This is a genomic window from Streptomyces sp. SA15 (assembly GCF_002291145.1).
Taxonomy (GTDB): domain Bacteria; phylum Actinomycetota; class Actinomycetes; order Streptomycetales; family Streptomycetaceae; genus Streptomyces.
Map to the genome: position 1 here is coordinate 1 of NZ_NTGE01000116.1, position 24,550 is coordinate 24,550.

At 70.0% G+C, this 24,550-nt stretch carries 11 protein-coding genes and 3 pseudogenes; 10 read left to right on the top strand and 4 right to left on the bottom strand.

The genetic code is table 11. From position 1 onward, the window contains the following. Together ltrA and CLM62_RS27385 are read left to right on the top strand one after the other, a co-directional pair. A partial coding sequence (gene ltrA / locus CLM62_RS27380; RefSeq protein WP_107483826.1) for a group II intron reverse transcriptase/maturase occupies nt 1-1,317 on the top strand: 1,317 nt, incomplete at its 5' end. A gap of 115 nt (nt 1,318-1,432) precedes the next feature. Next, a pseudogene (locus CLM62_RS27385) lies at nt 1,433-1,684 on the top strand (ATP-binding protein); the annotation flags it as partial. A gap of 105 nt (nt 1,685-1,789) precedes the next feature. On the opposite strand, the gene CLM62_RS27390 reads toward CLM62_RS27385, so the two are convergent. Then, nucleotides 1,790-2,455: a maleylpyruvate isomerase family mycothiol-dependent enzyme gene (locus CLM62_RS27390; protein WP_095752590.1), complete on the bottom strand. Its 666-nt coding sequence runs from the start codon at nt 2,453-2,455 to the stop codon at nt 1,790-1,792. A 344-nt stretch (nt 2,456-2,799) separates the two neighbouring features. Between CLM62_RS27390 and CLM62_RS50250 the strand changes: the two genes are divergently transcribed. Continuing rightward, complete coding sequence (locus tag CLM62_RS50250) at nt 2,800-3,345, top strand: multiubiquitin domain-containing protein (protein WP_179382247.1); 546 nt, start codon at nt 2,800-2,802, stop codon at nt 3,343-3,345. Nucleotides 3,346-3,368: 23 nt separating this feature from the next. On the opposite strand, the gene CLM62_RS27400 is transcribed toward CLM62_RS50250, so the two are convergent. Together CLM62_RS27400 and CLM62_RS27405 are read right to left on the bottom strand one after the other, a co-directional pair. Beyond that, the gene (locus CLM62_RS27400; RefSeq protein WP_257004122.1) at nt 3,369-3,926 is read right to left on the bottom strand and encodes a transposase; all 558 of its coding nucleotides are present in this window, start codon (nt 3,924-3,926) and stop codon (nt 3,369-3,371) included. Further along, the gene (locus tag CLM62_RS27405) at nt 3,923-4,462 is read right to left on the bottom strand and encodes a winged helix-turn-helix domain-containing protein (protein ID WP_095752592.1); all 540 of its coding nucleotides are present in this window, start codon (nt 4,460-4,462) and stop codon (nt 3,923-3,925) included. The genes CLM62_RS27400 and CLM62_RS27405 overlap by 4 nt, the downstream gene beginning before the upstream one ends. 61 nt (nt 4,463-4,523) lie before the next feature. On the opposite strand from CLM62_RS27405, the pseudogene CLM62_RS51900 reads away from it, so the two are divergent. The 3 genes and pseudogenes from CLM62_RS51900 to CLM62_RS27420 form a co-directional block, all read left to right on the top strand. Further along, nucleotides 4,524-4,709 (top strand): annotated as a pseudogene (locus tag CLM62_RS51900) (ABC transporter ATP-binding protein); the annotation flags it as partial. A 205-nt stretch (nt 4,710-4,914) separates the two neighbouring features. Further along, nucleotides 4,915-6,801: an AfsR/SARP family transcriptional regulator gene (locus tag CLM62_RS27415; RefSeq protein WP_179382248.1), complete on the top strand. Its 1,887-nt coding sequence runs from the start codon at nt 4,915-4,917 to the stop codon at nt 6,799-6,801. A 6-nt stretch (nt 6,802-6,807) separates the two neighbouring features. After that, nucleotides 6,808-7,158 (top strand): hypothetical protein, encoded by a 351-nt coding sequence (locus tag CLM62_RS27420; RefSeq protein WP_095752594.1) that lies wholly within the window; start codon nt 6,808-6,810, stop codon nt 7,156-7,158. On the opposite strand, the gene CLM62_RS27425 is transcribed toward CLM62_RS27420, so the two are convergent. Then, nucleotides 7,125-7,523 carry a transposase gene (locus tag CLM62_RS27425; protein WP_179382249.1) on the bottom strand — a complete coding sequence of 133 codons (399 nt, stop codon included), beginning with the start codon at nt 7,521-7,523 and terminating at the stop codon, nt 7,125-7,127. The two genes, CLM62_RS27420 and CLM62_RS27425, sit on opposite strands and share 34 nt — an antisense overlap. A gap of 194 nt (nt 7,524-7,717) precedes the next feature. Here CLM62_RS27425 and CLM62_RS27430 point away from each other — a divergent pair, with 194 nt between their 5' ends. The 4 genes and pseudogenes from CLM62_RS27430 to CLM62_RS27445 all read left to right on the top strand — a co-directional run. After that, nucleotides 7,718-8,476 (top strand): thioesterase II family protein, encoded by a 759-nt coding sequence (locus CLM62_RS27430; RefSeq protein ID WP_095752596.1) that lies wholly within the window; start codon nt 7,718-7,720, stop codon nt 8,474-8,476. Beyond that, the gene (locus tag CLM62_RS27435) at nt 8,473-10,185 is read left to right on the top strand and encodes a non-ribosomal peptide synthetase (RefSeq protein WP_095752597.1); all 1,713 of its coding nucleotides are present in this window, start codon (nt 8,473-8,475) and stop codon (nt 10,183-10,185) included. Before CLM62_RS27430 ends, CLM62_RS27435 begins: the two co-directional genes overlap by 4 nt. Next, nucleotides 10,182-11,426, top strand: coding sequence for a cytochrome P450 (locus CLM62_RS27440; RefSeq protein ID WP_095752598.1), 1,245 nt, complete (start codon nt 10,182-10,184; stop codon nt 11,424-11,426). Before CLM62_RS27435 ends, CLM62_RS27440 begins: the two co-directional genes overlap by 4 nt. Nucleotides 11,427-11,509: 83 nt before the next feature. Continuing rightward, nucleotides 11,510-24,085, top strand: a pseudogene (locus CLM62_RS27445) (amino acid adenylation domain-containing protein); the annotation flags it as partial. Nucleotides 24,086-24,550: the final 465 nt, after the last annotated feature.

The following is a 24,550-nucleotide window of genomic DNA, read 5'->3' on the forward strand; positions in this document are numbered from 1 at the left end:
GTGGACGCGGTTACCCGTTACTACGTCGAGGAACGCCACGGAGTGATTCCGTTCCTGGAGGAGCTTCGCTCTTCGCTCAAGGACGGGTCCTTCGCCGCGCTGCCGGTCAAACAAGCGGTGATTCCCAAGAAGAACGGCAGAGTCCGTTACCTGGGCATCCCAACCCTGCGGGACCGCGTCGCGCAGATGGCCCTCAAGCTGGTCCTGGAGCCGATTTTCGAGGCCGACTTCTACCCGTCCAGTTACGGGTATCGGCCCGGACGTCGGGCCCAGGATGCCATCGCCGAGATCCACCGCTTCACCCGCAAGCCGTCGACCTACGACTGGGGCATCGAGGGCGACATCAAGGCTTGCTTCGACAACGTCGATCACCACGTCCTGATGGACCTGGTGGCCGAACGCATCAAGGACCGCAAGGTCCTGCGGCTGGTCAGCGCATTTCTGCGGGCCGGAGTTGTCGAACTGCACGGCGGATTCGCGGAGACCCTCACGGGCACCCCGCAAGGAGGAGTCGCCTCTCCGCTGCTGGCCAACATCTATCTTTCCGTCCTGGACCGGCATTTCTCGCGGATCTGGGACACCGAGATGAGCCCCGGGTGGCGCAGGCTAGCCCGGCGGCGCAAGGGGCTACCGAACTACCGTCTGGTGCGATACGCCGACGATTTCGTCGTGCTGGTGCACGGCACCAAGTCCGAGGCCGAAACGCTCAAGGTGGAGATCGGTGAGCTGCTGGCAAGCAAGCTGAAGATGACCCTCTCGGTCGAGAAGACCCACATCACCCACATCGACGACGGTTTCGTATTCCTGGGCTTCCACATCCAGCGCAGGCCCTGGTCCGACGGTCGTCGCGTCGTGCTCACCATTCCGTCCAAGCCCGCCTTGGCCTCGGTGATGCACAAGATCAAGAAACTGACGGGGCGAAGTACCACCTCGCACTCGTTGGAGGAGGTGCTGCGGGCGGTCAACCCGGTCCTGCGGGGCTGGGCTGCCTACTTCCGCTACGGCGCGTCCAAAAGAACGTTCTCCTACCTCGGCTGGTACGCGTGGTGGAGACTGCTTCTCTGGATTCGCTACAAACACCCCCACCTGACCTGGAAACAGCTGCGGCGCCGCTACTACGGGGCGGACCGCATCACCGAGGGCGGAATCGTCCTCTACAACCCGGCGAAGATGCGGGTCCAGCGCTACCAGTTTCGGGGAGCGCAGATCAGCACGCCCTACAACATCGACGAGGTCGATCCCGACGGAGCACGCTTCCGCCGGACGAACCACGACGATGTGGCCTTCGTCGGCCAGGTCAGCGAATACCTCGCCTGATCCAGCGGATCACGTGGAGAGCCGGATGCCCGGCCAACGGGCACGTCCGGTTCGGCGGGCGGGGACGGGAAAACCGGCACCGGAAACGGTGCACGGCGTCCCGTCCCCGACCCAACACATGGAGCTGGACCGCAGAGGCGCTGAACTGCTGTTTCAAGTGCTGACGGAGCGGGAGGAAAAGAACAGCGTCGCCATCGCCTCCAACGAGTCGTTCGGCGGGTGGACCAAAACATTCACCGATCCACGGCTCTGCGCGGCCATCGTCGACCGACTCACCTTCGGCGGGAACATCATCGAAACCGGCACCGAGTCCTATCGGCTCGCCAGCACTCGGGCGGCCCGAGCACGGGACACTGCCGCGGGCTGACCAGCCAGATTCCCATCATCACCCGACGATGACCACTCACGTCGGGTCAGCCCCGGGCCACGTCGGACACTGGTCCGGGGCCGGGCTGGAGGCCACGACATCGTGTCACGCTGTCCCGCAGCGACTGCGGAGGAGTTCCACACCGTCGCCTTCGAGATCGTCGCAGTACGTCGCGCGCCCAGTCATGGCCATTACCAGGGCCAAGGTGCGGCCGGACACGACAGGCCCGGAACCGGTCGCGAACGGGCCGTCATCCGCTACAAGTCTCAGGCCACCGATGCGTCCCTTGGCAACGACCACGAGGTCTGAGCCCTGGTAGTACTCGGCCGTCTCCGTGACGACCCCGATCGGGTAGTCGCGGCGGATGCCCAGCGGGCGCCGGATGTCTTCTCCATGCACGATCGTCTCGCCCAACATGGCGATGGCAGGCAAGGGAGGCTTGGTCGTGCTCGGGACGATGCGCCGGAAACGTTCAAGGGTCTCGCCCGGGGTCGCGCCGAGCTGCTCGGCCAGCCGCATGGCCACCTGCTTGTCGAAGTCGAACCGGCAGCGGATCACACCCGCCAGCCAGCTCACGGTGTTGAGACTTGCGCCCGCGGTCAGGTGCGCCAGCACCTCACGCACCGTCAAACCGGCGCAAAGCGATGGCGCTGCCCACTGCTCGTCCGTCAGATCTGTGAGATCGGCCGCCAGCGCCGCTCGCTCGGTGCGGATCAAGGGCCAGACTCCGGTCTCGCGATTGCGGTCTGCTGTCAGTGCCGGATCAGTCATTTGGGCTGGACTCCTGTCAAGGATCGTGATCTGCGTTGCCCCCGGCCCGAACAGTGGGCGTCCGGCAGGGGCGTTCCCAAAGGAGACTCTTGCTCAGGAGCAAAGTCATCGCCCGTGAGCGATCCTTTTTTCAGGCGCCTGAACCCGGATTGCACGCGCACCGGCAGCCACCGCAGTTGGCGCGCCAAGCTCACCAGCGGCTGCCCAGCGTTGCCAGTTCTCATCGACATTTTGGAGCCGTCTGATCGCTAAGTGCTACCCAAAACCATCGACAAACGTTGCCCGCTCCCGCTTACGCAACCACCCATCCGTCGCCCCGCCCGCTGGCGGGGCAGGAATACCCCATGAGTGCCACGCCCGACCAGGTCAGTCCCATCGACCAGGAGCACCGTCCGCCGCGCACGATGCCGGTGACCATCAACAACCAGACGGTCCAGCTGCCCGAGCGGGAGATGACCGGCCTGGAGATCAAGCAGGCCGCCGCTGAGCAGGGTCTGCCGATCGACACCGGTTTCCAGCTCTCCGTGAAGCACGGACACCGCTACGACGTCGTCGGGGACGCCGTCACCGTCACTGTGGACGGATCCGGCGGCCTCTACGTCGTCATCGACGACCTGCCCGTCGGTCCCGCCTACACCCCCGCGCGGACCCGGCTCGGCTTCCAGATCTCCGCTGCCTACCCCGACGCGGACATATATCCCCACTACACGGGCACGCTCAGCCGCACCGACGGCCAGCCACATGGCCAGGCCATCCAGCACGTCACCTGGCAAGGACGCCCGAACGAGCCGGCCCTGCAGATCTCCCGCCGCTCCAACCACCGCGACCCCACGGTCGACACCCCTGTCAACAGGGCAGTGAGGATCCTGGCATGGCTCACCGCACAGTGAACCCACCCGCCGCGGGAGCAAGCCTACTGATCTTTTCGGATTGGCTTCGGGTGATGCGAGGTGAAGATCAGCCCGGTCTCGGTGAGGCAGCCGTCGATGAGTTCGGGATGGCGCTGGATGTGGGCGAGTCCTCGGTGGAGGGTGCGGGTGAGGTGTTCGGGATCGGTGAGAGCGGTGTTGGCCATCGGTCCGCGCCGTAACAGCGACCAGATGCCTTCCACGGGATCCAAGTCCGGGATGTAGGAAGGCAATTGGATGATTGTGAGCCACTCGTGGCCGGCGGCGTGCGTGCGCATCCCGGCCGTGCGATGGGTGTTCGGATTGTCCCAGACAACAATGATCGGAGCGCCGAGTTGCAAGTGCGCGCGGACCAGGAGGTCACGGTAGTCCTGCCAGGAGAAACTCTTGCGTGCTCTTTGGAGGAGCGAGTGGAAGCGGGGCCGGTAGATCAGCCGGGACCGTTCGCCGGGCCGGTGGCAGCACATCGCGGCGATCGAGACCCGTCGCCGGGACCGCCCCCGCACTCTGACCACGGGAGTCTGTCCGCGCCGGCCCCACGTGCGGGCTCGTGGCGGCGTCATCGCGAACCCGGCCTCGTCCTCGAAGACGATGTAGGCCCCGAGCGCCGCCGCGGTCCTTCCACCTGCGGCCACACGTCCTTCTTCCAGAGCTCGACCGCATGGTCGTCGCGTTCCAGCGCGCGACGAGCCGGGCTCTGCCAGGACCAGCCGTGGCGGTGCAGGAGCCGCCACACTCCCGCGATGGAGCAGCTGATCTGGAACTGGCGGCCGATCACCGTTCTCACGCGTTCCAGAGTCCACCGCTGATCTTCCCAGCCATGTGCGGCCGGCCCCTTGGCCAGTTCTTCCTCCAGCCTGGCGAACCGTTCGTCCGACAGCTTCGGCAGCTTCGCAGGTCCCTTCGATTTCAGACCCGCCATGCCGCCTTCACGCCAGTCGTGGCGCCAGCGCTCCACCGAACGCTCGCTCACCCGCAAGTCCTTGGCGATGTCCGACGTTCTGTCACCCCGTGCGAACCTCTCCCCGGCCTCCAGCCGGAGCCCTTCACGCGCAGCCCGCCGCTCAGCCGTGAGGCCCCCACCATCCGCACACCGCATCACACCGGCATACCGCAGGGATCACCCATCGTCACCACCCGAAGCCAATCCGAAAAGGTCACTAGTACTCGGCCTGGACCGGCCGACGTCCGGTACCGCCACCATCGGCGGCCGCGCCTACGCGACGCTCGACGAGCCGCTACGCCACGTCGGCGCCCTGCTCGACGCGCAGGCCGCGCACGGCGCGCGCACCGCACGGGACCATCTGCGCGTGCTCGCCGCGAGCAACCGCCTCCCGGAGCGCCGCAACGAGACGCTGTGCGGAGCGGTCAATGGGGCGCCTACCGGAACGGACTTTGATCCGTCGTTTTTGCCGTCGACGACCCGCGTCGTGAGCAGTTTTGACAGGGTTGCAGCCTGTGGTGATCGGGTGACTGTCGTGCAACGATCAAGTTATGAGGTTCTGCGTACTTGGATCGTTGAGAGTGTCGAACGGGCAGGGGATAGGGACAATGCTGACTGGACGCAGAGACAGAGCGTTCCTGGCGGAGATGCTGGCCCACGCGGGGCGCGTGGTGTCGATCGACCACCTCGCCGAGGCGGCATGGCCCGCCCAGGCACCGGTTAATCGGGCCAACGCGGTACATGTCAGGGTGTCGCGCCTCAGATCGCTCTTCCGGTCCATGTCCGACCCGGGCACCGTCATGGCGGTGATGTCGACCGAGCCCGGTGCCTACCGACTGTCACCCGACGAAGTCGACGCCGATCAGTTCGAGACGTTATTGGCGGCAGGCATGCGGGAGCGCGACAAGGGATTCCTCGACAAGGCGGCCGACCTGCTCGATCGCGCCCTGTCGCTCTGGGAAGGAGAGGCGTTCACAGACGTCACAGCGGGTGACTGCGTCGCCGCCGAAGCCGATAGGCTGACTGAGCTGCGGTTGGTCGCTCTGGAACAGCACACCGATGTGATGCTGGCCATGGGAGCGCACACGCAGGTGGTGAGCAGACTTAAGCCCCTCGTCGCGAGGTACCCGCTCCGTGAGACGTTCCACGGCCACCTGATGATGGCCCTCCACCGGTCCAGCCGCTCGGCCGAGGCCCTCGCGGTCTACGCCGAGCTGTGTTCGAAGCTTGCCGACGAGCTCGGTGCTGAGCCGACTTCCGAACTGCGTGACCTGCATCGGTCCCTTTTGGAGCACGACGCGCGGGACAGCGGCACGGCGAACGCGTGGTCGTCGATCACCGTGTCGCGGTCTGGATGGGCGTCCCCGTCGCAACTTCCCGCCGACACTCCTGATTTTGTACCGGGTGAGGCCTCCAAGGTCGTTGCTCCCATCTTCACGGCCAGTGACCACACCACCACGACCGTCGCGGCGATCACGGGCCAGGGCGGGGCCGGAAAGACCACAGTCGCCGTCCACCTCGCGCATCAGCTGCGTTCCTTATTCCCGGACGGACAGCTCTACGTCGATCTGGGCGGCAGCGCCGAGCATCCCACGGAGCCCGAGGCGGCACTCGCCCAGATGCTGAGCGCGATGAACCTTCCTCTGTCGGAGCTGCCCGAGGGCCTCACGGCGAAGGCTGCCTGCTTCCGTGACGGTCTAAAGGACCGGCGCGTTCTCCTGGTGCTCGACGACGCCGCCGACGAGGCACAGTTGCAGCACCTGCTCCCGGGCAACCCGGAGAGCGGCGTAATCATCACCAGCAGGGCACGGCTCACCGGCATGCCTTTCACCTCCCGCATCGAGCTCAACGACATGAGCCAGCACCAGGCCGTGGTGCTTCTCAAGCGCGTCGTGGGTGCCGCGCGGGTGGACCAAGAACTGGCCGCGGCTCGCGAAGTGGCTCGCCTCTGCTGCTACCTGCCGTTCGCGCTGCGCATCGCCGGGGCCAGGCTTGCGGCCAAGCCGCACTGGACATTCGGTGATCTCGCCTCCCGTCTGTCCCACTCGCGCTGGCTTCTGGACGAACTCACCCGCGACTCACTCAGCGTCCGCTCCTGCTTCGCTCCCGCCTATCGTCGCCTGACCGAGGATGAGCGGCGCCTCTTCCGGATGATCGGACTGTCCGGCGTCGGGGTCTTCTCCGCCTTCTCGACGACCGCAGTGCAGGACCTCCCGGTGCCTGACAGCGCTGAGGCGCTGGAACGGCTGGTGGACAGCCGGTTACTCAAGGTGGTCGACAGGGATCCGCTGATGTTCCGGATGCTCGGTCTGGCGGCTGCTTTTGCCAGGGAAGTGGCAGAGGCGGACGCGTCGGACACCGAACGGGAGGCGGCGCAGCGCCTACGGCGCCTTCAGGATCAACGAGCGGCGCTTTTGGATGTCGGCATCGTGGGACCACTGGGAGCGGGGGACACGAAACCGCGGGTGCGCAGCCGTCTCCGAGGGAGCATCTGATCCTGCGTGAGTCATGTCCACGGACGTGGTGTACGGCTGAGGGGGCAAGACCCCGGCAACAGCTATCTGGCCTGCCCCCTGGGCAACGCCGTCGTCGCCGCCCGCATCGACACCTTCCTGGGCGAGCGCTACCGGCGCATCGCCCGCCGCTGCGGCAAGAAGAAAGCCGTCGTCGCCATCGGCCGCTCCCTCCTCGTGATCACCTGGCACCTGCTGTCCGACCCTGACGCCCGTTACCACGACCTCGGCTCCGGCTTCTACGACCAGCGCATCAGCCCCGAACGCAAGATACGCACCGCCAGCCGGCAACTGACCGCCCTCGGCTACACAGTCACCCTCCAACCCACCCCAGCCTGAGCCACCCCACCCCGCCAGCCCTCCGACCATCCCAAGTCCCAGGGCCACCCCCGCACGCCCCCCACAACCGGAGATTTTCGGATGAGGGCATCACGTTCCATGGCCGGCTCCTTGTTGTCCTTCAGCACCGCGTTCTCTCGTCGCAGCCGGGCGATCTCCTCATCCACGTCGGCTGGCTTGCCCTTCTCGCCTCGCTTGGCCCGTGACACCCAACTCGCGAGCGTCGCCTCGTTGATCCCCAGGTCATCGGCAACCTCGGAGATCGGATTCCCCGTCTCGGTCACGATCCCTACAGCCCTCTCACGAAACTCCGACTTGGACACCCGACGCTTCTCTGCCGTGACTCTCAGCTCCCCTGCAGTCACGGACTCCACGCTACGAGGGGGGACTCACAGGCCCCTGCCTTCCGGCCCAGCAGAGCGGAGGCAAGCCGACTGAAAGGGAAATGAAACCGGAACTGAAGAGGTGGTTGGCATGATTCAGGCTGAGCCAGATGGGGGATGTCGCGGCGCAGGGTTGCTGACCCTTGCCGACGACTTGAGAAAGTCTGACGGGGGCCATGTCATCGTTGAACGCCAACCGTATCCGTGGGCAGTGGTTGCTTCGCCGTCCCAATGACGCCGCGACGTGCCGCATTTTCTGCTTCCCGTACTCCGGGGTCGGAGCCTCCATGTACGCGCGCTGGCCGGAGTGGGCCGGGAGCGCGGAAGTGTGCCCGATTCAGCCACCGGGCCGGGAAAACCGGCTGGCGGAACCCCACTACGGCACCTTTGACGCCCTCGCCGAACAGGTGATTCCCGAGCTCGAACCCTATTTGGACCGACCGTTCGCGTTCTTCGGGCACTGCAGTTCGGCACTCGCCGGTTTCGCGGTGGCCACCCGGCTCGCCGGGGCCGGTCTGCCCGTGCCGCGACGGCTCTTCGTATCCTCGCAGGTGGCGCCGCACGAGCCGCCGTACGGCCGGTTCCTCGCCATGAGTGACGAGGAGCTGACCACCGAGCTTGCCGGGCTGACCCGGTCCATGGGCGGGGAACCGGTTCCGGACCTGCTCGAGCTGGGGCTCTCGGTCATGAAGGCTGACATCGCCGCGCACAAGGCGTACCGGATCCCCGAACCGCTGCGGCTGCCGGGCGGCGTCACGGTGATTGGCTGGGACCGTGACGAGGAGGTGCGACCGGAGCTGATGGACGGCTGGCGCCAGTACTGCTCCGACGTCCGGTTCATCACCCTTCGCGGCTCTCACCATACGTTCCTCGAGGCGCCTCTGGCGCTGATGGCGGAGCTGGCCAACGACATGCAGCGGGACGTGGCCCGATGAATACCGCGCACGAGGTGCTGGCCGAGCGGATCGCGGCGACCCCCGACAAGGTGGCCGTGCGCGGAGACGACTGTGTCCTCACGTACGCGGAGCTGGACGCGCGGGCGAACCGTGTCGCGGAGCGGCTGAGGGCGCTCGGCATGGGCCGGGAGTCGACGGTGGGCGTTCTGGCTCGGCGCTCGGTCGAGCTCGTGGTGACACTGCTGGGCGTCTTGAAGTCGGGTGCCGCCTACGTGCCCGTGGACCCGCGGCAGCCGGACGGCTGGCGCACCACGGCCCTGCGGTCCGTCGGCGTGCGTCATCTCGTGGACGAGAGAGGCACTGTGCTGCCGGGGTACGAGGCGGCCGGGCCGGATCCGGACGCCGGACAGGCCTCGGGGACGGCGGGCGGCAATCTCGCCTATGTCGCGTTCACCTCGGGGTCCACCGGTACCCCCCGTGGGGTTGCGGTGCCCCACGAGGCGGTGCTGCGGCTGGCGCTCGACCCGACTTGCGCCCCGCTCGACCCCCATGACCGCTATCTTCAGTTCGCTCCCGTGGCGTTCGACGCGTCCACGTTCGAGATCTGGCCTCCGCTGCTCGGTGGCGCCGAACTCGTGGTGCATCCTGCGAGTGAGCCGTCGCCGGCCGAACTCGCGGAGTTCATCAGCGAACAGAAGATCACGACGCTGTGGATGACCGCCGGGCTCTTTCAGCTGATGGTCGATGCGCACGTCGACCGGCTGGCGGGAGTGCGGCGGCTGGTCGTCGGCGGCGACGTGGTCTCCCCACGGCACGCCGCGGAGATCCTGGCGCGGGTGCCGGGCCTACGGCTCGTCAACGGGTACGGCCCGACGGAGAACACCACCTTCACCTGCTGCCACGAGGTCGTCCCGGGGGAGTCGGGACCGCTGCCGATTGGACGGCCAATCACAGGCACCGACGTACGGGTGCTGGACGCACGGCTGAGGCCGACCCTGGAGGGCGAGCTCTACGCGGTGGGGTTGGGACTGGCCCGCGGGTACGCGGGCGCGCCGGGGCTGACCGCGGCGCGTTTCGTCTGCGACCCGTGGAGCTCGCCGCCCGGCGGCAGGATGTACCGGACTGGTGACCGGGTGCGCGTCCGCCCGGACGGTGTGCTCGAGTTCCTGGGGCGGACCGACCGGCAGGTCAAGATCAACGGTTTCCGGGTGGAGCCGGGTGAGGTGGAGAGCGCCCTCGCGGCTCAGCCGGGTGTGCGCGCCGTGGCGGTGGTGGCCCAGCCGACCACGACAGGGACGCAACGGCTGATCGCCTTCGTCGCGCCGCACAGGGGGCAGGTGTTGTCCGTACTGGGGCTGCGGAAGCAGGCGGCTGCAGCACTGCCCGACTACGCGCGGCCTGCGTCCTATCGGGTTGTCGACGACCTTCCGCTGACGGTCAACGGCAAGGTCGATCGCGCCGAGCTAGCCGGGCTCGTCTCCCGTGAGCGCCCGGACCTGTTCACCGACTACGTTCCTCCGCGCTCCCCCCTAGAGGAACAGATCGCCGAGATGTGGTCCGACCTGCTGGGGATCGACCGGATCGGGGTCGACGACGACTTCATCGTCCTGGGCGGCTATTCCCTGCTCAGTATGCGGATGACCGCCGACATCGCCACCGAGTTCGGGGTGGCGCTCACGCCGCGGGACTTCTACCTGAGACCGACGGTGGCGAGGCTCGCGGCGCTGATCGAGGAGCGCACCCGATGAGGATGTCGCCGGACGATCCGGGGCAGCCGGTGGATCCGGACCGTGTCGACCTGTGGGATTCGCGGCTCTACAGCGACGGGCACCCGCACGCGGTATGGCGCCTGCTGCGGGCAAAGGCACCCGTGCATCGGCAGGAACTGGAGGACGGCCGGCACTTCTGGTCGGTCGTGCGGTACGCGGACGTGTGCCGGGTCCTGCGCGACCACGAGTTCTTCACGTCCGAACGGGGAACGCTGCTCACCGCGCTCGGCGGCGGCGACCCGGCAGGCGGCAAGATGATGGCGGCGACCGACCCGCCACGGCACACAGCGCTGCGGGAGTCGCTCAACCGCGTGCTGTCGGCCCGGGCCGTGGAGGCCCGGCGCGAGGTGCTGCTCAAGCCCGTCGACCGGCTCCTAGACCCCCTGCTCACCGGGGAGAGCACCGACCTCGCCGTGGCCGCTATGGACTTCCCGATGGACTTCATCGGCACGTTCATGGGCCTGCCGGAGGAGGACTGGCCGCGGCTGGCGAAGCTGACCACGATGGCGATCGCACCGCACGACCCGGACTTCCAGGAGGGATCCGCTCCCCTCACGCTGCTCACTGCGCACCACGAACTGTTCGAGTACTTCTCACGTCAGCTGTCCGCCCGCGGCGGTAACCCCACGGACGACCTGATCGGCCACTTGATGAGCATGCGGATCGATGGGAGCCCGCTCGACCACGAGACCATCGTCTACAACTGCTACAGCCTGATCCTCGGCGCCAACGTGACCACGCCGCACACCATCACCGGTCTGGTACAGGCGCTGATGGACCACCCGGCCGCCCACCGGAAGGCCGCCGCGGACCCCTCCCTCGTGTCCGGGTGCGTCGAAGAAGGGCTGCGTTGGTCCTCGCCGGCCAGCCACTTCATGCGCTACTCCACCCGGGACGTCGAACTCGGCGGATACACCATTCGTGAGGGCTCGGCACTGGTCGCGTGGCTGGGGTCCGCCAACCGGGACGAAGACGTCTTCGCCGATCCCTACGTGTTCGACATCGAGCGCAGGCCCAACCGGCACGTCGCCTTCGGCTTCGGGCCGCACTACTGCGTCGGGGGCGCGCTGGCCCGGATCTCACTGCGGATGCTCTTCGAACGGATCTTTGCGTGCATCGAACGCTTCGAACCCGCAGGCGAGGTCCGGCACCTGGCTTCCACCTTTGTAGCGGGGGTCAAGTCGATGCCGGTGCGAGCCGTACCCCACATCGGGTCCTAGCGGTTCGCTGACGTGACTCTCGTGACTGACGTGGCTGTGGAGGCGTCCCCGGAACCGGGCCGCCGGAGTGAATGGTCGGTGGAATGTTGAAGTACTCCCGCACGGATGACGCGTCGTCGGCGCCGCTGTCACCGACCCAGCACGACATCTGGGTCGCCTGCCGGGCCGACCCCAACGCCCCGGTCTACCGGGCGGCCGAGTGCGTCCAGATAGAAGGGCCGCTCGACCGAGCCCTGTTCGAGCGGGCGCTGCGGCGCACGGTGGACGACGTCGACTCGCTGCGGGCCAGGTTCGTCGAGACGCCGGACGGACCACGCCAGCTGATCGGCACCCTCCCACCGTGGGAACCGGCGTGGCTCGATCTCCGGTCACAGCCCGATCCCCGGGCCGCCGCCGACGAGTGGATACGGAAGGACCTCGCCCGCCCGATCGACCTGGCCGCCGACCGATTGTTCACCTTCGCCGTCTTCCAGATCGCCGACCACACGTACCTCTGGTACCAGGGCTATCACCACATCGTCATCGACGGCGTCGGCTTCTCCCTGCTCAACCAGCGGTTCGCCGAGGTGTACAACGCCCTGACGGACGGCCTGGCCGTTCCCGCCGGCGCCATGGGCTCGGTGCGGTCACTCGTCGACGACTACGAGGAGTACGCCCGGTCCAGCCAGTTCGCCGAAGACCAGGCCTACTGGTGGGACCGCTTCGCCGACCTTCCGGAGCCGGGCCGGCTGGCCGGGGAGCCGCCAACGGGCTGGACGGTGCCGGTTCGACGGCGCGCGGCACTGTCGGAGCGGTCCCTGGACGCGCTGCAAGACGCGCGGCAACGGCACGGCGCAAGGACGTCCCGGCTGATGTTCGCGGCTGCCGCCGTGCTGGTGCACCGGCACTCCGGATCCGGCGATGTCGTCCTCGGACTGCCGGTCACCGCACGGGTGACCGAGACGGCGAAGACGGCGGCCGGCCCGCTGGTGAACGTGCTGCCGCTGCGGCTCTCGGTACGGCCGCAGACCCCGGTGCGCGAGCTGGTCGAACAGGTCGGGGCCGAGATCAAAGCGGCGCTGGCTCATCAGCGCTATCCCGGCGAGCGGCTGCGCCAGGAGTTGATGGAGCGCGGCATGGGACGCTCCGTGCTGGGGCCAGCGGTGAACGTCATCCCGTTCCACTACGGCGGCCGCCTGGGCGACGCCCGCATGGTGACGTCACGTAACGTGTCGGTCCGTCATATCCACGACATGAGCTTCAGCGCCTACAGACGTGCCGACGGCGGGCTGGACATCGACCTGGACGCCGATCCGCGGCTCTACACGGACGGCGAAGTCGCAGGCCACCACGAGGCATTCGTTCAGCTCGTCGGGGAGATCACAGAGGCGCTCAACCACCCCGGCCGTACGGTCGCCGACCTGTCCACGGTGGGGGGCGAACGCCGGGAGGCGCTGCACGGTTGGGGAAGCCTGGCAGGACCGCCCGTCCCCGCACGCACCTTCTCCGACCTCTTCCGGGAGATTGCGGCACGTCACGGGGACGCGCCGGCGGTGGAGCTGGTGGGCGCGCCCTGCGTCGGCTACACGGAGCTGGACGAACGGGCCGACACCCTGGCCAGGCTGCTGCTCGCCAGGGGCGTCGGGCCGGAATCGGTCGTCGCGGTCGCTCTGCCCCGCTCCGTCGACCTCGTGGTGGCCGTGTTGGCCGTGATGCGGGCCGGCGGTGCCTACCTGCCCGTCGATCCGGCGTACCCGCGAGAGCGCATTGCCCACATGCTCGCCGACGCCCGGCCGCAGTGCCTGCTCACCGTGGGAGAACTGGCCGAAGTAGCCGGGACGGGGGACACGCCCGTCGTCCTCCTGGACGCTCCGGCCACCCGGGAGGAGTTGTCCGGGACGGCGTGCGGCTCCTTACCCGGCGCTGAGCCCGCCGCGGCGCCCGACGTCCGGAACACGGCCTACGTCATCTACACCTCCGGTTCCACCGGACGCCCCAAGGGCGTCGCGGTGACCCACCAGGGGGTGGCGGCCCTCGCGCAGGCCCAGCAGCGGGCCTTCGCCGTCGGCCCGGGGGCACGGGTGCTGCAGTTCGCCTCGATCAGCTTCGACGCCGCGTTCTGGGAGCTGGTCATGGCGCTGCTCTCCGGCGGCACCCTCGTCCTCGCGCCGAACCCGGACGAGCTGTCGCCGCCAGAGCTGGGGCGCTTCCTCACCGAGCGGCGGATCACCCATGCGACCCTTCCGCCGGCGGTGCTCGCGGCCCTCCCCGACGGGGCGATACCCGAGGGAGTCACCCTCGTCGTGGCAGGCGAGGCGTGCCCGCCCGAGCTGGTGGCCACGTGGTCGCCCGGCCGCACGATGATCAACGCCTACGGTCCCACCGAGACCACGGTGTGCTGCACCGCGAGCGAGCCGTTGGGCGACGATATCGGCTCGCCCGTCCCGATCGGCAGGCCCTTCGCCGTATCGGGCATTCACGTGCTGGACCACGCCCTGCAACCGGTCCAGCCCGGAGTCGCTGGTGAGGTGTACGTGACGGGTCCGGGCCTTGCCCGCGGCTACCTCGGCCGGGCCGGCCTGACCGCCGAGCGCTTCGTGGCGAACCCATTCACGGGCGACGGCGACCGCATGTACCGCACGGGCGACCTGGCACGGTGGCGGGAAGACGGCTGGCTGGAGTTCATCGGGCGCGCGGACCAGCAGGTGAAGATCCGCGGATTCCGCGTCGAGCTGGGCGAGATCGAGTCCGTACTGCTGGCGGCGGACGGAGTCCGCCAGGCGATCGCCGTGCTGCGCACTGACGGGGCACGGGAACCGCAGATCGTCGCCTACGTCGTGCCCGAGGGGACCGCCGCCCTGGATGTCGACGCGGCCAGAAAACGGCTGGCCGAGACGCTTCCCGCACACATGCGCCCCCACGCGATCCTCGAGCTCGACGCCCTGCCCGTCACCCCTCAGGGCAAGGTGGACCGCGCCGCCCTGCCGGCCCCGTCCCGGACGGACCGGACGACGGCCGCCGACCACGGGTCCGTCAGCCCGCCGCGGACACCGCGGGAGCGACAGCTGTGTGCGCTCTTCGCCGAGATCCTCGACGTCGATGCCGCCGCGGTCGGGATCGACCGGAGCTTCTTCGAACTGGGCGGACACTCCTTGCTGGCGGGCCGGCTCGTGGTGCGGCTCCGCGCCGAACTCGGTGCCCACTGCGGCATGGAGACGGTCTTCCTCGCGCCGACCGTACGGGAACTCGCCGAACGCCTGGGCGACGGTCAGGCCGGCTCCGATGACGACGATCCGGTCCGCCAGGGCCCGGTTCCGGCACCCGGCGACGGCGACCTGGCGCTGTCGTACGCCCAGCAGAGGCTGTGGTTCCTGCATCAGCTCGAGGGGCCCAGCGCCGCGTACAACATTCCGCTCGTCCTCAGCCTCGGCGGCGAACTCGACCACGGCGCCCTCGCGGCGGCACTCGGCGACGTCGTCGACCACCATGAGACCCTGCGCACCGTCTACCAGGACCGCGCGGGACTACCGGTCCAGCGCATCCTCGCCGAGGGCGGCCCGGCGCACCCCGGACTCGCCGTCGTGGCCACCGACGACACGCGCCTGCGTGAGGCGCTGGCCGCGGCCGCGGCCAGCGCCTTCGATCTGTCGGCCGAGCCTCCGCTGCGGGCCGTGCTGTTCGCCCTCGGCCCGAGGCGGCACGTACTTCTGCTGCTGCTGCACCACATCGCCGCCGACGCCGAGTCGCTCGGCCCGCTGATGCGCGACCTCCTGGCCGCCTACGAAGCCCGTCGCGCCGGGCAGGCTCCGGCCCTGACGCCCCTGCCCGTGCAGTACGCCGACTACACCGCCTGGCAACGCCGCATGCTGGGCGACGAGGCCGCCCCGGACAGCGTCGTCGCGCGGCAGATCGCTTTTTGGAAAGAGGCACTGGCCGGTCTTCCCGACCACCTCGACCTGCCCTTCGACCGGCCGCATCCGGCGGGCGTCGGCACCGCGTCCGCCGCGCTGACCGAAATCGACCTCGACCCGGCTCTCCACAGCCGCATCGCCGGCCTCGCGCGGTCCGCCGACGCCAGCACTTTCATGGTGCTCCAGGCTGGCCTGGCGGCGCTGTTGACCAGGCTTGGCGCCGGCGAGGACATCGCCATCGGCGCGGCCGTGGCGGGGCGCTCCCACGCATCCCTGGCAGACCTGGTCGGTCTGTTCGTCAATACGGTGGTGCTGCGCACCGACACTTCGGGCAACCCCGGTTTCCGTGAACTGCTCGGCCGGGTGCGCCGGGCGAACGCCGCGGCCTATGCCAATCAGGACCTGCCGTTCGAACGCCTGGTGGAGGCGCTCAAGCCTCCGCGTTCGATGTCCAGGCATCCGCTCTTCCAGGTCATGCTCTCGATGGACAGCTCCCGGCGGGCGCTGCCGTCCGTGGCCGGCCTGGAACTGGAGCTGACGGACATGCCCACCGGCACGGCCAAGTTCGACCTGTCCTTCAATGTCCGGGAGGCCTTCACGGCGGAAGGCGGTGCGGACGGGATCAGGGTGACGCTGGAATACCGCGCCGATGTCTTCCGCCCGGGCACCGCTCGGGCACTGCTGGAGCGGTACGTCCGCCTGATCGAGGCGGTCACGCAGGACCCGAGCACGCGGATCGGTGACGCCCGTATCCTCGCCGAGGACGAGTACCGTCGGCTGCTGCGCGACTGGAACCGGACCGAGGCACCGCACACGTTGGACGATGTGGTGACGCGGGTCAGGGCCATGGCGGAGGGGCGGCCGAACGCGGTGGCGGTTACCGACCATGACGGTGACGTGACCTACCGGGATCTCGTGGCGCGGATGGACCTGGTTGCAGGCCGGCTACGGGCTCATGGCGTGGGACCGGACACGGTGGTCGGCGTGCTGGTCGACCGGAGCCGGTGGGCGGTGACTGCGTTCCTCGGCGTTCTCGCGGCCGGAGCCGCGTACCTTCCCCTGGAGACGGGCGCACCCGTGAGCCGATCCGCGGCCCTGCTGACCGACGCGGGCACGCGGTGGCTGCTGGCCGGTCCCCGGCACGGCGACCTCGCGGCCGCGGTGGCGAAGGGCGCGGCCGGCACGGTGGCCGTACTGGAGCTCACCGGGGACGGCGAGGAAACCATCGGCGGTACGCGCGTGACACCGGCGCCCGACCAGCTGGCGTACGTCATCTTCACGTCCGGTTCCACCGGCCGCCCCAAGGGCGCGATGGTGCACCACCGGGGCATGAACAACCACCTGCTGGCCAAGGTGGAGAGCCTCGCCCTCACCGCCGAGGACACGATCGTCCTCAACGCCCCGCTCACCTTCGACATCTCGCTGTGGCAGATGGTCGCCGCCCTGCTCGTCGGCGGCCGTACGCTCGCGGTCGGACAGGCCCTGGCGGCCGATCCACCGGGGCTGTTCCAGTCTGTGGCCCGTCAGGGGGTCACCGTCCTGGAGGTGGTGCCCTCACTGCTGCGGGCCGCCCTGGAGGCGTGGGACGACGGGGCGCAGGTGCCGCCGTTGCCGAAGCTGCGGTGGCTGGTCGTCACCGGCGAGGAGCTGCCCGCCGAACTGAGCCGACGCTGGCTCGCCCGCTTCCCGGCCATCCCCGTCGTCAACGCATACGGTCCGACCGAGTGTTCGGACGACGTCACCCACGCCGTTGTCGCGCAGCCGCCCACCCGGACCACGGCACCCATCGGCCGCGCGATCCGTAACACCCGGCTTTACGTGCTGAGCGACGAGCTCCAGCCCGTACCCGTCGGAGTCGTCGGCGACCTGTACGTCGCCGGTACCGGAGTCGGCCGGGGATACCTGGGCGATCCGGCCAAGACCGCCGACACGTTCGTGGCCGATCCCTTCGCCGCCGACGGCGGCCGTCTTTACCGCACCGGTGACCGGGTGCGGTTCCTGCCGGACGGGCAGCTCGAGTTCCTGGGCCGCCGCGACACGCAGGTCAAGATCCGGGGTCGACGTATCGAACTGGGGGAGGTGGAGGCGCAGTTGCGCGCCCGACCCGGCGTGACGGACGCCGTGGCATCCGTGGTGACCGGCCCGGGCGGACACCCCCGACTCGTCGGGTACGTCGTCGGCGGCCAGGACACCCGGGCGGTGCGGGAGGCGCTGGCCGCGCAGCTGCCGGACCATCTGGTGCCGGCCGTGGTGATCGCGCTGGACGCGGTCCCGCTGACGCCGAACGGCAAGACCGACCGCAAGGCGCTGCCCGTGCCGGAGATGCACGGCGCGGTGAGCCGGGCACCGGGCACGCCCCAGGAGGAGATCCTGTGCGGGCTGTTCGCCGACGTGCTCGGCGTGGACCGGGTCGGCACCGACGACAGCTTCTTCGACCTCGGCGGCCATTCCCTGCTGGCCACCCGGCTGGTGTCGCGGATCCGCGCGAAGCTCGGCGTGGAGGTCGCCCTCGCGACCCTGTTCCGGGCACCGACCCCTGCCGGTCTCGCCCGGCGACTGCCGGGCGCCGGGCCGGCGCGTCCGGGACTGGTGCGGCAGACCCGTCCCGGCGTGCTGCCGTTGTCCCCGGGACAGCACCGTCTTTGGTTCCTGCACAACCTCCGACCGGACTCCACCGAGTACCACGTGCCGGTCGTGCTCGACATCGAGGGACCGCTCGACTCCGCGGCCCTGGGCGCGGCGCTGGCCGACGTCGTCCAGCGGCACGAGATCCTCCGCACGCTGTATCCCGCCGACGGACCCGAACCCCGCCAGCATGTGCTCCCGTACCCCGAGCGACTCGAGCTGCGGGAAACCTCGGTCGAGAAGCTGCCTGAGCTGGTGCAGGCCCGCATCGACCGGCCGTTCGACCTGGCGACCGAACCGCCCGTCCGGGCGGCTCTGCTGTCCACACCGGACGGCGAGGCCCGCGTCCTCGTCCTCGTCCTGCACCACATCGCCTTCGACGGCTGGTCGCTCGACGTCCTGCTCCGCGACCTGAACACTGCCTACCGGTCACGCTCAGCCGGGCAGGCGCCCGGCTGGGAACCGCTTCCGGTGCAGTACGCGGACTACGCGCTGGCGCAGCGGCAGCTGCTGTGGGACGCCTCCGACGGCGACGGTGTGCTCGAGGGCCAACTCGGGTTCTGGCGTGCGACGCTGGCGGACCTGCCCGAAGAGGTGACGCTGCCGACGGATCGGCCACGCCCCGCCGCGCCGGCCTTCACGGGTGACGTCGTGCCGCTCGGACTCGACGGAGAGGTATGGGACGGGGTACGGCAGCTCGCCCGCACCAACGGGGCGAGCGTCTTCATGGTTCTGCATGCCGCGTTGACCGCCCTGCTGTCACGACTGGGCGCCGGAGACGACGTGCCGGTCGGCACCGTGGTCGCCGGACGGGGCGACGAACTGCTCGACGACCTGGTCGGCTTCTTCGGCAACACGGTGACGCTGAGGGTGCCGACCGCGGGGAACCCCTCGTTCGCCGACCTGCTGGACCGTGCGCGTACTGCGGACCTCGAGGCCTTCGCTCACCAGGACGTGCCGTTCGAACAGGTGGTGGAGGAGCTCAACCCGGCGCGGTCGCTGTCGCGCCACCCCCTGTTCCAGGTGATGCTGACGCTGCAGGACACCCCGGAGGCACAGCCTGCTCTGGGTGAGCTGACCGTCCGCCGCCGGTTCGCGGGGCTCGGGCGGGCGAAGTTCGACCTGTCCTTCCTGCTGCGCTCGGCGGACGACGGACTCACCGGCGGCGTGGAGTACGCCACGGAGCTGTACGACCGGTCCACGGTGGAGCGTCTGGCGACGATGCTGCGCCGGGTGCTGACGGCGGTCGTTGCCGACCCTGGCGTCCGGCTCGGCGACATCGACCTGCTGGGCGCGCACGAGCGGACCGATCTGGTGCGCCACCGCAACGACACCCGCCATCAGCTGCCGTACGAGACCGTCGTCGAAGCCTTCCGGGCCCAGGCGGCCAGGACGCCCGACGCCATCGCCGTCAGCGCGCCCGACGGCGTACTGACCTACCGTGATCTGGACGCCCGGACCGATCGCCTCGCCGGGGCGCTCGCCCACCGCGGGGCCGGGCCCGAGCGGTTCGTCGCGATCCTCCTGCCGCGCGGTGCGGAGCAGATCGTGGCGGTGCTTGCGGTCCTGAAGTCCGGCGCCGGCTATCTGCCGCTCGACGTGGACCATCCCGCGGGGCGGCTCGAAGCCGTCGTCGGGAGCGCCACGCCGGTCCTCGCGGTGACCACCACCGGACTCGCCCACCGGCTCCCGCTTCCGACGCTGCTGGTGGACCACGACCTGCCCGAGACGGCAGCGCCCGTTCCCGCGCCGCCCCACCCCGGGCACCCGGCGTACGTGATCCACACGTCCGGCTCGACGGGCACGCCCAAGGGCGTCGTGATCGAGCACCGTGCGCTCGCTCACTACGTTGCGTGGGGGGCGGCGTCCTATCCCGGCGCGGGCGACCGGACTCTGCTGCACTCGCCGATCACCTTCGACATGCCCGTGACCACGCTGTTCGTGCCGTTGGTGTCCGGGGGCAGGATCGACGTCGGTGACCTGGAGCCCGGTCGCACACCCGACCGGGGATACAGCCTGCTGAAGATGACCCCGACCCACCTGGCCATGCTCGGCGAGCCGCAGCCACAGTTCGCGGCCGGATGCGATCTGGTGGTCGGCGGGGAGCAGCTGCCCGCGGAGCTGGCCGAGGCGTGGTTGTCCCGCGCACCAGGGATGACGATCCACAACGAGTACGGTCCCACCGAGGCGACCGTCGGATGCGTGCTCTTCTCGGCGACCTCCTCCACCCGCCTGCCCGCGGGCAGTATGCCGATCGGGCGCCCGGCGTGGAACACGGCCGTCTACGCGCTGGACGCATGGCTCAACCCGGTTCCCGTCGGGGTCACGGGCGAGCTCTACGTGTCCGGCGCGGGGCTCGCGCGCGGATACCTGGGCGCCGCGGGCGCCACCGCCGAGAGGTTCGTGGCCGACCCCTGGGCACCGGGATGCCGCATGTACCGCACCGGGGACCTCGTGCGGTGGACGGCCGACGGCCTGCTCACCTTCCACGGCCGGGCCGACGATCAGGTCAAGATCCGCGGCTTCCGGGTCGAGCCCGGTGAGGTCGAGGCGGTGATGGGCAGCCATCCCGCGGTGTCCCGGGCGGTCGTGGTCGCGCGGGAGCAGGACCTCGTGGCCTATGTGACCCCGACATCGGCGGTGAACCCGGGCGAACTGCGCGCGTGGGCCGCCCAGGTGCTGCCCGCGCACCTGGTGCCTGCCGTGTTCGTCGTGCTGGCAGAACTGCCCACCACCACCAGCGGCAAGGTGGACCGACGCGCCCTGCCGGAGGCGACGGCCCGGGGCAGCGGCGGCGCACTGGGCGACCCGGTCGTGGAAGTCCTGGCGGGCGTTTTCGGCGAGGTACTGGGAGCCGAGCAGGTCGGGGCCGACGACGACTTCTTCGACCTGGGCGGGCACTCGCTGTCGCTGATGCGGCTGGTGAACCGGATCCGCACGGTGTTCGGCCGAGAGGTGCCCGCACGGTCGGTGTTCGAGCATCCGACGGTGCGCTCTCTCGCCGGCCTGCTCGCCGGAGCCCGCGAGGCACGCCCGGCGCTGCGCCGACGTCCGCGCCCGCAGCGGGTGCCGTTGTCGTCGGCGCAGCGCCGGCTGTGGTTCCTCAACCGGATGAACCCCGAGGACTGGAGCTACAACGTACCGCTGCTGCTGGACCTGGAAGGGGCCCTGGCTCCGACGGCGCTGGAGGCTGCCCTGGCGGACGTGGTCCAGCGGCACGAGCCGCTGCGCACCGTGCTGCCCGGCGACGACGGGGAGCCGTGGCAGGAGATTCTGTCCGGCCTCGAGGCCCTGCCCAGGATCGTGACGCTGAGGGTCACCCCGGAGGAGCTGGCCCGGAAGACCGAGGAGGCCCAGCGGTACGCGTTCGATCTGGCCGCCGAACCACCGCTGCGGGTCTGGCTGCTGAGCACCGCGCGCGACCGCCACCGCCTCCTGCTGCTCTTCCACCACGTCGCCGTGGACGGCATGTCCTTCGCTCCGCTGCTGCGCGACCTGGACGAGGCCTTCCGGGCCCGGTGCGCCGGGCGGGCTCCGCAGTGGCAGCCGCTCGCGGTGGACTACGCGGACTACGCGATGTGGCAGCGGGAAATGCTCGACGACCCGGACACGGACAGTGCGCGGAACCGGGGTGTCGCGTTCTGGAAGTCCGCGCTCGCCGGCCTTCCCGACGACCTGCCCCTGCCGGTGGACCGCCCGCGCCCCGCCGTACCGGGCTTCACTGGCGGGGTGGTGCCCTTCAGCGTGGACGCCGCGCTGTGGGGGCAGGTCAGGTCGCTGGCGTGCAGCTGGGGCGCGAGCGTCTTCATGGTGCTGCACGCGGCGGTCACCGCCCTGCTGTCGCGGCTCGGCGCCGGGGACGACGTGCCGGTCGGCACGCCCGTCGCGGGTCGTGCGGACGAGGCCCTGGACGACCTGGTCGGGTTCTTCGTCAACACCGTGGTGCTGCGGGTGTCCACCGCCGGAGACCCGTCGTTCGCCGAGTTGGTGGAGCGCACGCGCGAGTCGGACCTCGCCGCGTTCACCCATCAGGACGTGCCGTTCGAACAGGTCGTGGACGAGGTCAATCCGGCACGGTCGCTGTCGCGCCACCCGCTGTTCCAGGTGATGGTCACCCTGCAGGACGCACCGGAAACGATGGCCGGGCTGGGAGACCTCACCGTCAGCCGGACCGTTCCCGACACAGCCGCCGCCAAGGTGGACCTGTCGTTCGGGTTCGCCGACGACGGTGGCGAGGAATGCCGGGGTGCCGTGCAGTATTCCGCGGACTTGTTCGACCGCTCGACCGCCGAGCGGCTGGCGGCCATGCTGGACCGGTTGCTGCGCGCGGTGGTCGCCGAGCCGGGCCGGGGCGTCGCGGATCACGACCTGCTCGGTCCGGAGGACCGGGACCTGCTGTCCCGGTACGGCAGCGGCGCCCGGAACGACGTGGCCGGCCTGGGCATCACGGAGGCCTTCGCGGCGCAGGTGGCCCGCACCCCGGACGCGGTCGCCGTGACCGACGGCGCCGACATCCTGACGTACCGTCAACTGGACGAGCAGGCCGAGCTGCTGGCCGACCGGCTCGCCGAAGGCGGCGTCACGGCCGAGACACGCGTGGCCGTTCTGCTGGAACGCTCGCGGGACCTGGTCGTCTCGGTCCTGGCGGTCCTCAAGGCCGGCGGCACATACGTTCCGTTCGATCCGGAGGATGCGCCGGCCCGGGTAGGTGCCCTGGCCCGGCAGGCCGACGCGGTCCTGCTGCTGACGCACACCCGGCTCCGTGACCACGACGTCGTCCGGGACTCCTGGGCACCGGTGGTGTTCGCCGACGAGCACGGCCGGGCGGGCACACCGAGACGACGCAGGGCCCGCCGCCCCGCGCAACTCGCCTACGTCATGCATACGTCGGGATCGACGGGCACGCCGAAGGGCGTCGGGATCAGCGACGCCTCCGTGGTCGCCCTGGCGGCCGACCGGTGGTGGTCCCACGGTGCCGCCGAGCGCGTGCTGATGCACACCTCCGTCGCCTTCGACCCCGCCACCTTCGAGCTGTGGGTACCGCTGCTCACCGGCGGATGCTCGGTCGTCGCACCCTGGCGGCGGCACCCCGAGCCGCATCTGCTGGCGCGCGCCGTGGCCGAGCACGGCATCACCGGAGTCGCCTTGTCCGCCGCGGTGTTCGAGGCACTCGCCGCCGCGGACCCCGGCTGCCTGCGAGGCCTGCGGGAGGTGTGGACCGGCGGCGAGAGCATGTCGCCGCAGGCGACCGCGCGGGTGCGCGAGGCAGCGCCCGGCACACGGCTGACCAACAGCTACGGGCCGACCGAGACAACCTTCGCGGTGGTACAGCACACCGTGGACGCGACCGGCCCGGCCGGCCGTGTGCCGATCGGCCGGCCGATGGACAACGTCCGCTGCCATGTGCTGGACGACCGGCTCCGACCGGTCCCCCTCGGCGTGCCCGGCGAGCTGTACATCGCCGGCCCCGGACTCGCTCGGGGGTACCTGGCCCAGCCCGGCCCATCGGCGGAGCGGTTCGTGGCCAACCCCTTCGGCGCGGCGGGGGAGCGGATGTACCGCACCGCGGACCTGGTCCGGTACCGGCCGGACGGCGAGCTGGAGTTCCTCGCACGGACCGACCAGCAGGTGAAGATCCGTGGCCACCGGGTCGAACCCGGCGAGATCGAGGCGGCGCTGGCCCACTGCCCGGGCGTGGCACGCGCGGTGGTCATGGTCCGGCAAGACCGGCCGGGCGTCCCCGTCCTGGTCGGCTACGTCGTCCCGGAACCGGGCGGATCGGCACCGTCGGCCGAGGCGCTTCGTACCCGGCTGGCGGCGCTCCTGCCCGCGCCCATGGTGCCCGCCGCCTTCGTGGAACTCGCCGAGCTGCCCCTGACGCGCAATGGAAAGGTCGACCGCGCTGCCCTCCCGGCACCTGCCCCGGACCCGGGCTCAGCTGCCGTCCGACCGCCCCGCGACCGGACCGAGGTGATGCTGTGCGAGGCGGTCGCCGAACTCCTCCGGCTGGAACAGGTGGGCATCGACGACAACTTGTTCGACCTCGGCGGGGACAGCATCCTGTTCATCCAGCTCGTCAGCCGGATGCGGGCCGCCGGTCTGCTGCTCAGCGTCCGGGACGTGTTCACCCACCAGACGGTCGCCGATCTGGCCCGCGTGGCCCGACCGGTCGCGGACCACCGGGACGTACCCGACGAGCCGGCGAGCGGTGTCCTGCCGCCCACGCCGATCATGCACTGGCTGCGTGAACTCGGCGGCCCCGTCGAGGCGTTCAACCAGTCCATGACCGTGCGCGTTCCCGCGTCGGTGAACCGCGCCGGGCTGGAGGAAGCCCTTCAAGCGCTGCTCGACACGCACGACATGCTCCGCGCAAGGCTGCGCCCGGACTGGACCCTGGAGGTCCCTGAGCCCGGTGCCTGCCGTGCCGCGCCACTGCTGCGGCGGGCGGACGCGACCACCGCGGACGAATCCGCACGGGCCACCGAGGGCGCGGCGGCCGCCGCACGCCTCGATCCGTGGAACGGCGTGATGCTGCAGGCCGTCTGGTTCGACGCCGGCCCGGCCCGGCCGGCTGCTGCTGGTCGTCCACCACCTCGTCGTCGATGGGGT

What these genes read in the sequence shown, in the direction of transcription:
- CLM62_RS27390 (WP_095752590.1), bottom strand. Translation starts at nt 2,455, where the DNA reads ATGACTGATCCGGCACTGACAGCAGACCGCAATCGCGAGACCGGAGTC.
- CLM62_RS50250 (WP_179382247.1), top strand. Translation starts at nt 2,800, where the DNA reads ATGAGTGCCACGCCCGACCAGGTCAGTCCCATCGACCAGGAGCACCGT.
- CLM62_RS27400 (WP_257004122.1), bottom strand. Translation starts at nt 3,926, where the DNA reads ATGACGCCGCCACGAGCCCGCACGTGGGGCCGGCGCGGACAGACTCCC.
- CLM62_RS27405 (WP_095752592.1), bottom strand. Translation starts at nt 4,462, where the DNA reads ATGCGGTGTGCGGATGGTGGGGGCCTCACGGCTGAGCGGCGGGCTGCG.
- CLM62_RS27415 (WP_179382248.1), top strand. Translation starts at nt 4,915, where the DNA reads ATGCTGACTGGACGCAGAGACAGAGCGTTCCTGGCGGAGATGCTGGCC.
- CLM62_RS27430 (WP_095752596.1), top strand. Translation starts at nt 7,718, where the DNA reads ATGTCATCGTTGAACGCCAACCGTATCCGTGGGCAGTGGTTGCTTCGC.
- CLM62_RS27435 (WP_095752597.1), top strand. Translation starts at nt 8,473, where the DNA reads ATGAATACCGCGCACGAGGTGCTGGCCGAGCGGATCGCGGCGACCCCC.
- CLM62_RS27440 (WP_095752598.1), top strand. Translation starts at nt 10,182, where the DNA reads ATGAGGATGTCGCCGGACGATCCGGGGCAGCCGGTGGATCCGGACCGT.